Genomic DNA, 7,383 nt, shown 5'->3' with positions numbered 1-7,383 from the left:
GCAGAACACGGGGACCCATGTCGGCAGTCTGTGGACGAGTAGCGGTCAGTTGCTTGCCTCGGCGACTTTCACGGGGGAGACGGCGTCCGGGTGGCAGCAGGTGAACTTCTCGACGCCGGTGGTGATCAGTGCCGGGACGACCTATATCGCCTCGTATCACACGACGTCGGGCTTCTACTCGATTACAAGGCCGTACTTCGCGTCCCAATACGTGAATGGGTTGCTCACCGCACTCGCCTCCGGCGCGTCAGGAGGAAACGGCGTGTTCACCTACGGCGCGACGAACACCTTTCCCACCAGCAGCTTTAGCGCGACCAATTACTGGGTCGATCTCGTGTTCAATTCCGATTAGAGTTGGTCAGTGCCTTCGTCTTGAGCACCGTCAGCCCTCCTCGATGTACGGGTCGGCCGACGTGCGCACGGTGTTGTCGCGGACGCATTCGTTTCGGTCACAACATCACGATGGCCGACGAGCTCGCTCAGGTGTGTGCCACGCCCGAGCGGCGAACTCCATCATCAGGGGCCAGGCGGGCGTCGACGTCATGATGCCGCGTGCCGGCGTGGGTGGCTCCAGCCTGGCGAGGGGTGTGGCGCGCGGCCGGGGTTCGGATATCGCGGGATCGGATCTGGACGGCGTGGACGTCTCGCCTGAACTCAGGAGACGCCGGCGCTCCCCGAACGATGCGACATTTCTGGCGCAACGGACGATCCGGCGCGCTCCCGCACCACATAAGTGGGCCGCCCCATTCCGCTTCCATGGATCCGGCCGATGTATTCACCCAAAACTCCGATGGAGATCAGCTGAGCGGAGGAGAAGAGCGCGACCATGGTGGCTACGGTGGTGAATCCGGCCACCGTCGTGTCGCCCGCTATGAAACGCCACAGAACCAGGCCACTCAGAAACAAGCCGATGAGGCCGACGAGGAATCCGAGGTAGCTCGCCATCCGGAGAGGAACCGTGCTGTAGCCCAGCAGCATGTTCACCGCATGCCGGACCAGCAGGCGCAGCGAGTAGTTGGATCGCCCATGCTCGCGTTCGTTCATGTGTACGTGCACAGCGTCCACTTGCGTGGTGGCCCACGACAAAGCCACATCGAGCGACGCATGCGGGCCGGACAGTTCATCGAATCCGTCACGAAGGCGCGTCCGGAAGGCGCGGAAGGCGCTGATCTTCCGCGCGGCCCGGATGCCCAGAGCACCCGCCATGCCGGCCTTCACGGACCGGGATGCGAGACTTCGGAGGAATCCGTGTTCTTCCGCGTACGGAACGCCGTACACCAGGTCAAGGCCGTCACCGTCGAGCGCGGCCAACAGCAGGGGGATCTGCTCCGGCGGATGCTGCAGATCGTCGTCCATGGTGACGACCACGTCGAACTTCGCCTCTCTGATTCCAGCGAGCAGTGCGTTGTGCTGGCCGTAGTTGCGGGACAGGCGGATGGCGCGAACGCCGTCGATGCGCGCCGCCAGGTCGGCCGCCGCGCTCCAGGTGCCGTCCGGGCTTCCGTCGACGACGAGGATCACCTCGTGCAGGACCGACACCGCGCGAAGGACCGGCATGAGCCGGGTCACGAGCATCGGGAGAGTCCGCGCGGAGCGAAAACATGGAATAACCACCGACACTGACATTGTTCTCCCCGATTGCTTTCTTCAGCCGACTACACTCCCTTTGATCCCGGCACCCGACCATGATCTGGAGTGATTGTCATATGGTTGAAGTCGAAAGCCGTTCCGCCCGTGGCGCGCATTCACGTTCCAGCCGGTCGTTCCCGGCCCTTGGTGGGCAGCGCATCACATATCTGCTCGCCGGTGCCATGACGGCTGCCGTCTATTACGCTCTCCTTGGCCTAGGATTGCTGGCGGCAAAAGGTACGGTTCCCTATCTTGTCCTTGTCGTGATGAGTCATCTCATTACCGTGGTCATCGTTTACCCGTGGTACAGACTGGTGGTCTTCCGCGTGTCCGGGCAATCGTGGCTGGCTGGGTATCTCCGGTTCTATGTAGTCGGGCTCAGCTTTCTGGGCGCGTCCATCCTGGGACTCCCCGTTTTGGTGGAATATGCCGGATTTCCCATTATGCTGGCCCAGGCTCTGATAATAGTAATGAGCCCGCCGTTGTCCTATGTGATACATCGGACGTGGACATTCCGTAACCGCGAGAACGTCTAGTTCGGGCAACATATCCGACGGTCTTCGACAAAGGAGATCTGTGGTTGAGGGTGACCGATTGGCGCTCCGCGTAGGTTCGAGCGGGTCGGTACTCACCGACCACGCTTCTGCGGAAGGACTCCGGTATCGATGAAGGCTCTTGTTCTGGCGGGCGGCAAGGGAACCAGGCTGCGCCCGCTGACGCACACCTCGGCGAAACAACTCGTCCCGGTTGCGAACAAGCCGGTGCTCTACTACGGACTTGAGGCGATACGGGACGCGGGCATCACGAGTGTCGGCGTCATCGTAGGCGAGACGGGTCCAGAAGTCCGGCGCGCAGTCGGGGACGGGTCGAGGTTCGGACTCGAGGTGACCTACATTCCGCAGGAGGCCCCTTTGGGGCTGGCGCACTGCGTCCTGATCGCTCAGGACTTCCTCGCCGACGACCCCTTCGTCATGTACCTCGGCGACAACTTCCTGATCGGTGGAATCGCCGACCAGGTCAGCGCGTTCCAGGACGGCGGATACGACGCCCAGATCCTGCTCACCAGGGTGACCGAACCCCAGTTCTACGGCGTCGCGGAGCTCGGGCCCGCCGGTGAGATCATCGGGCTTGAGGAGAAGCCGGCCGTCCCGAGAAGCGACATGGCCATCGTGGGGGTGTATCTGTTCTCTCCGGTCATACACCAGGCAGTGCAGGCGATCGAGCCCTCGGATCGCGGCGAGCTGGAGATCACCGACGCGATCCAGTGGCTTATTCGAAAGGGCTACACCGTTCAGTCGCACATGGTCAGCGGATACTGGAGGGACACGGGACGGCTGCAGGACATGCTGGAGTGCAATCGCATCGTCTTGGAAGCGGTCGAGCGTGATATCAAGGGCGCGGTAGATACGTTGAGCGAGATCACTGGACGGGTCGTCATCGAGTCTGGCGCCGTGGTCGAGAACTCGATTCTCCGTGGGCCGATCGTGGTCGGGGCAGACACCAAGATCGTTTCGTCTTACGTCGGGCCGTTCACATCGATAGGGTCGGCCTGCGTCGTTCAGAACGCCGAGATCGAGTATTCGATCGTCCTCGACGGCTCCTCGGTGGACGGCGTCTCGCGTATCGCACATTCCCTGATCGGCCGCAATGTCGAGGTGAGCCGCGCGAGCGGCCCGCCGTACACACACGAGCTCATGGTCGGAGACCACAGCCGGATACAGGTTCGCTCCTGATCGCGCCTCCCTCCCTCAGACGGTCGTGAGCAGTGCGGGCCGCACCAGATGAACCGTGATGAGGGTCCACATCGGCTCGAATCCATACCTTGCCCAAGCCCTCTGCACGCGGGTGTTGTGTCCTTGGGTGGATATGACGACCTCCGCCGCGCCGCGAGCCAGCGTTGCGTCCTCTACTCCTTTCAACAGGTGGGAATAGAGGCCACGGCCTTGTGCTTTGCCGACGATTCCCGCCAGCAGGATCTCCGTTCGAAGGCCGGTCTCATCGAGCGTCGCCAAGCCGAGGGCGTCATCCACTTCCCGCTCCCAAAGAGCCAGGCACCTTCCCTCGTCGACGGACCGCTGAGCCCATTCCTGGTAGCCCGCAAGCGCATCGCGGACCTCGAACAGAGGATTCGCCAGGTAGTGGTTTCCGTACCCGGCGAAGATGTCAGCGATCAGGGCCTTCGTCGTGGCCGGACAGACGACCCCGGTTGTCCGGAGGTTCTTCGACGGCTCGGGTGCTCGGCCCTCTCCCGCACGCAGGCGCCAGTACGCGAGAGAGTCGGCGAGTATCGCCGTCCGGCCCAGCTTGATCAGCCGCGCGAACCAGTCGATGTACTGGGCCGGGTATCGGAGCACGATGACGTCCGCGGTCGATCCGCGGACGGCCTCACGCACTGCGATGAAGGAATCCTCAGCATCGAGCGGGACAGTGAGACGCTCGACCGAGCACCCGAAACGAGCCGACTCCTGCGGTGACTCGCGGATCTGCACGTCCTCGGCCTGCATGATGTCATGCCATGCCATCAGACCACCTTGTAGCTGAGGACGGCGTTGATCACGCGCGTGACCTCGGCCTCATCCAGGTCCGCATACAGCGGCAGCCTTACGAGACGATCGGCCGTCTTCTCGGTGACCGGGCATCCGCTCGCCACCCGCCCGTGCCGTAGCCCGGCAGGGGCGCTGTGCAGCGGTTCGAAGTGGGATGTCGCCTGGACACCATTTTGGGAAAGGTGTCCGATGAACGACTGGCGGTTCTCAAGATCGGGGAGCAGCAGGTAGTAGAGGTGCGCCGGATGGAGACAGCCCTCAGGGACCATAGGCTGGGCGACCGCGTTCTCCATCGCCCAGCCGGACAGTTCGTAGTGATACCGCTGCCAAACGGCGTGGCGCCGCACCTGGATCCGGTCGAAGGACTCCAGTTGTGCGGTCAGTTGGGCGGCGACGAGGTCGGAGGGCAAGTAGTTCGAACCGATGTCGACCCAGCGGTACTTGTCCACCTGGCCCCGGAAGAACCGACTGCGGTCGGTGCCCTTCTCCCGGATGATCTCTGCTCGAGCGGCGAGACCGGCCTCGTTCAGCAGCAACGCGCCGCCCTCACCGCACTGCACGTTCTTCGTCGCGTGGAAGCTCTGTGTGGCCATGCATCCGAACGATCCGAGAGGCCTGCCGCGGTAGGACGCACCCAGTCCATGAGCGTTGTCCTCAATGAGAGCCAGGCCGTGCCGCTCCGCGAGTGCACTGATGATCTCCATCGCGCAGCCCACGCCCCCGTAGTGAACGACGACGATGGCTCGCGTGCGATTTGTGATCGCCGACTCGACCTGGCGCTCATCGATGTTCAGGGTGTCTGGTCGGCAGTCCACGAACACCGGGATCGCGCCGCGCAGGGCGAAGGCGTTGGCCGTCGACACGAAGGTGAACGACGGCATGATCACCTCATCGCCCTCACGGAGATCGAGGAGGAGCGCAGACATCTCCAGCGCGTGCGTGCAGGAGGTGGTCAGTAGTACCTGCTCCGACCCGGTGAGCTTTCTCAGGAGTTCGGTCGCCCGCTTGGTGAACGGCCCGTTCCCAGAGTTGAGTCCCTGGTGCACGACTTCCGCCAGGTAGTTCAGCTCGTTTTCGGCGATGTGCGTTCTGTTGAATGGAATTGTCGATAGACCACTAGTGCTCACGACGTCAGTGAACAGCGAGCAGACCAGCCGACACGCGCGCCGCCCGCAGTCGTTGGCGAGCTCTTGCAGAAGCCTTACACGCGTTACGCGAAGGCCCAGGTTCAGATCATCGAAGCAGGGTTTCTACGAGCCGACGGGATTGCCGTCGTAGACGACGTCGACCCAGTAGTTCGTGGCTTGGAAGGCGCTTGTGGGGAAGGCGTTGGTCGCGCTGTAGGTGTAGACGCCGTTGCCGCCGTTGCCGCTATTGGCGAGCGCGGTGAGGGGGCCGTTGGCGTATTTGGAGGTGAAGTAGGGGCGGGTTAACGAGTATTTGCCGGTTGGCGAGTAGTACGAGGCGATGTACGTCGTGTCAGGGTTGATCGTGACGGGGTTGGCGAAGTTGACCTGTTGCCAGCCGGATGCCGTTTCGTTGGTGAAGGTGGCGCTGGCGAGGAGTTGCCCGCTGCTGGACCACAGGCTTCCGGTGTGGGTTCCGGAGTTTTGCGGGCTCTTGTAGAAGCGGATGCCTCGGATGGTCCCGCTCGTGGCCGCTTGGAATTTCACGCCGACGGTGACGGCCTGTGCGTCGGGGTAGTCAGCGTCCTCCGGCGTAGCCGCAGCGCTCCAGAGACTGCTCGTCACTGTCTGCGTCACTACCGGTGACGTGCTCGGGGCGAAATGGATGATGGCTTCGTTGTCGGGGGTGTCGCCCCCGAGATAAACGGCGGTCAGGGAGTGCTCGCCCGCCGTCAGGGTGGAGATCGTGATCGTCGCCGGGCCAAGGCTGTTGTGGTTGTCAGTGCCGAGGACGGTGGCGCCGTCTTTGAAGGCGACCTGTCCCTGAGGCACGATCGACCCTGAGACCGGGCTGACTGTGGCGGTCAAGGTGACGGACTGACCCGTCCGCGAAGGATTGGGAGAAGTCGTCAACGTCGTCGTGGTCGGCGGGTCGTTCGGGACCGTGATGCGGGTCCTCGGCGGGTTGGCGGTGCCCTGGAGGACGGCGATGCCGTTGATGGCGAAGACACGACCGAAGACGGCCGCGCCTGTGCCGACGGTGACCGAGTTCGAGGCCAGCACGTTCCCTCGGAACGTGCAGTTGGTCCCCAACGTCGCCGAGCCGGTGAGCTGCCAGAAGACGTTGTCCGCCTGGGCGCCGCCGATGAGGTTGATGTTGCTGACGTTGGCGGTTGAGAGGGTGGTGGCCCGGAAGATGAAGACGGCATCCGGGTCGGCCTGGGCATCCAGCGTCAGCGTGCCGGTTATCTGGAAAGTGCCTCCGGGCGGGCTGTAGACACCTGGAGTCTTGGTCGTGCCGCCGAGCTCGCTGGGCACGCTCGTCGCCGGCGTTCGTGAGGCGACGTCGTTGTAGGCGGCGACCAGGTCGGCTCTGGCCGACGCCGCAGCCGAGTCGCCGGCGTGGATCGACCCGCTCACGGTGCCGGGAGGGAAGCCGGTGACGGAGTCCCCCGGGCTCACTCCGAGATCTCCCGTGATCGCGGTGAGGTCGGTGTTGGACACCGCGGTCCCCGCGAAGACGCCGAAGGCCGCGCCCTCGCCGAGGCTTACGGGATTCGGCGCCGCGGCCGCGCCCGGTGCCGACGCCACGACCGCGGTCATCGTGAGAAACGCTGCAAGAACCGCGGCACCATAACGGCGGCCGATAATTCGGACGTGAATTCGGAAGCGCCCAGAGTTGGTCCCATATCTGGCAGTGCGTTTGGCTGTTCGGTCGCTTTTGTCATGCTTACTGGAAGGGCTGCGGGTGAATGAGGAGGCGGGCTCTTCCATGGGGAACCTCATTTGTGCGGGATTTCACTTCACTTTACTCATGTGGTTCCCTTGATCGCCACCCTTGTGCGGGTGCCCCTATGCCGGCCGTTTATAATGCGATATAAGTGGCTTTTATTTCTATTGTCTGAATGTTGTGCCTCTTGATGAGCAGTGAGCCCCTTTCATCCTGAGTAGCGGTCGTCCTCGAAGACATCGAAGCCGACCGCTACTCACGATGAAAAGGGCTCAGTATGGTTCGCAATGCGGTGGTGAGATGGAAGCCGCTGACGTGCCGCAGTGGAGTACGCGGGCCAGAACGAGCCCGC

Annotated in this window: 7 protein-coding genes; 3 read left to right on the top strand and 4 right to left on the bottom strand. The window is 63.2% G+C overall.

Translation table 11 applies throughout. From position 1 onward, the window contains the following. Positions 1–352 (top strand): DUF4082 domain-containing protein (locus Pmi06nite_RS03575; protein WP_203951369.1); only part of this gene is annotated, 352 nt, incomplete at its 5' end. Positions 353–654: 302 nt separating this feature from the next. Here the strand turns inward: Pmi06nite_RS03575 and Pmi06nite_RS03570 are convergent. Continuing rightward, on the bottom strand, positions 655–1,626 hold the full coding sequence (locus Pmi06nite_RS03570; protein ID WP_203951368.1) for a glycosyltransferase family 2 protein: 972 nt from the start codon (positions 1,624–1,626) through the stop codon (positions 655–657). An 80-nt stretch (positions 1,627–1,706) separates the two neighbouring features. Here Pmi06nite_RS03570 and Pmi06nite_RS03565 point away from each other — a divergent pair, with 80 nt between their 5' ends. Both Pmi06nite_RS03565 and Pmi06nite_RS03560 read left to right on the top strand, forming a co-directional pair. Next, complete coding sequence (locus Pmi06nite_RS03565; RefSeq protein WP_203951367.1) at positions 1,707–2,165, top strand: GtrA family protein; 459 nt, start codon at positions 1,707–1,709, stop codon at positions 2,163–2,165. Between the two features lie 129 nt (positions 2,166–2,294). Further along, entirely contained in the window at positions 2,295–3,362 is a 1,068-nt protein-coding gene (locus Pmi06nite_RS03560) for a glucose-1-phosphate thymidylyltransferase (protein ID WP_203951366.1), read from the top strand. A 15-nt stretch (positions 3,363–3,377) separates the two neighbouring features. Here the strand turns inward: Pmi06nite_RS03560 and Pmi06nite_RS03555 are convergent, their stop codons facing one another. From Pmi06nite_RS03555 to Pmi06nite_RS03545, 3 genes are all read right to left on the bottom strand, one after another. Further along, positions 3,378–4,151: a GNAT family N-acetyltransferase gene (locus tag Pmi06nite_RS03555; RefSeq protein ID WP_203951365.1), complete on the bottom strand. Its 774-nt coding sequence runs from the start codon at positions 4,149–4,151 to the stop codon at positions 3,378–3,380. Then, complete coding sequence (gene rffA / locus Pmi06nite_RS03550) at positions 4,151–5,317, bottom strand: dTDP-4-amino-4,6-dideoxygalactose transaminase (RefSeq protein WP_275409543.1); 1,167 nt, start codon at positions 5,315–5,317, stop codon at positions 4,151–4,153. The genes Pmi06nite_RS03555 and rffA overlap by 1 nt, the downstream gene beginning before the upstream one ends. Positions 5,318–5,425: 108 nt before the next feature. After that, complete coding sequence (locus Pmi06nite_RS03545) at positions 5,426–6,904, bottom strand: DUF4082 domain-containing protein (RefSeq protein ID WP_203951364.1); 1,479 nt, start codon at positions 6,902–6,904, stop codon at positions 5,426–5,428. Positions 6,905–7,383 lie beyond the last annotated feature (479 nt).

The organism is Planotetraspora mira (assembly GCF_016863275.1).
Lineage (GTDB): Bacteria > Actinomycetota > Actinomycetes > Streptosporangiales > Streptosporangiaceae > Planotetraspora > Planotetraspora mira.
Note: the sequence above shows the minus strand (reverse complement) of the source record. Positions and strands in the feature narration are given on the sequence as shown.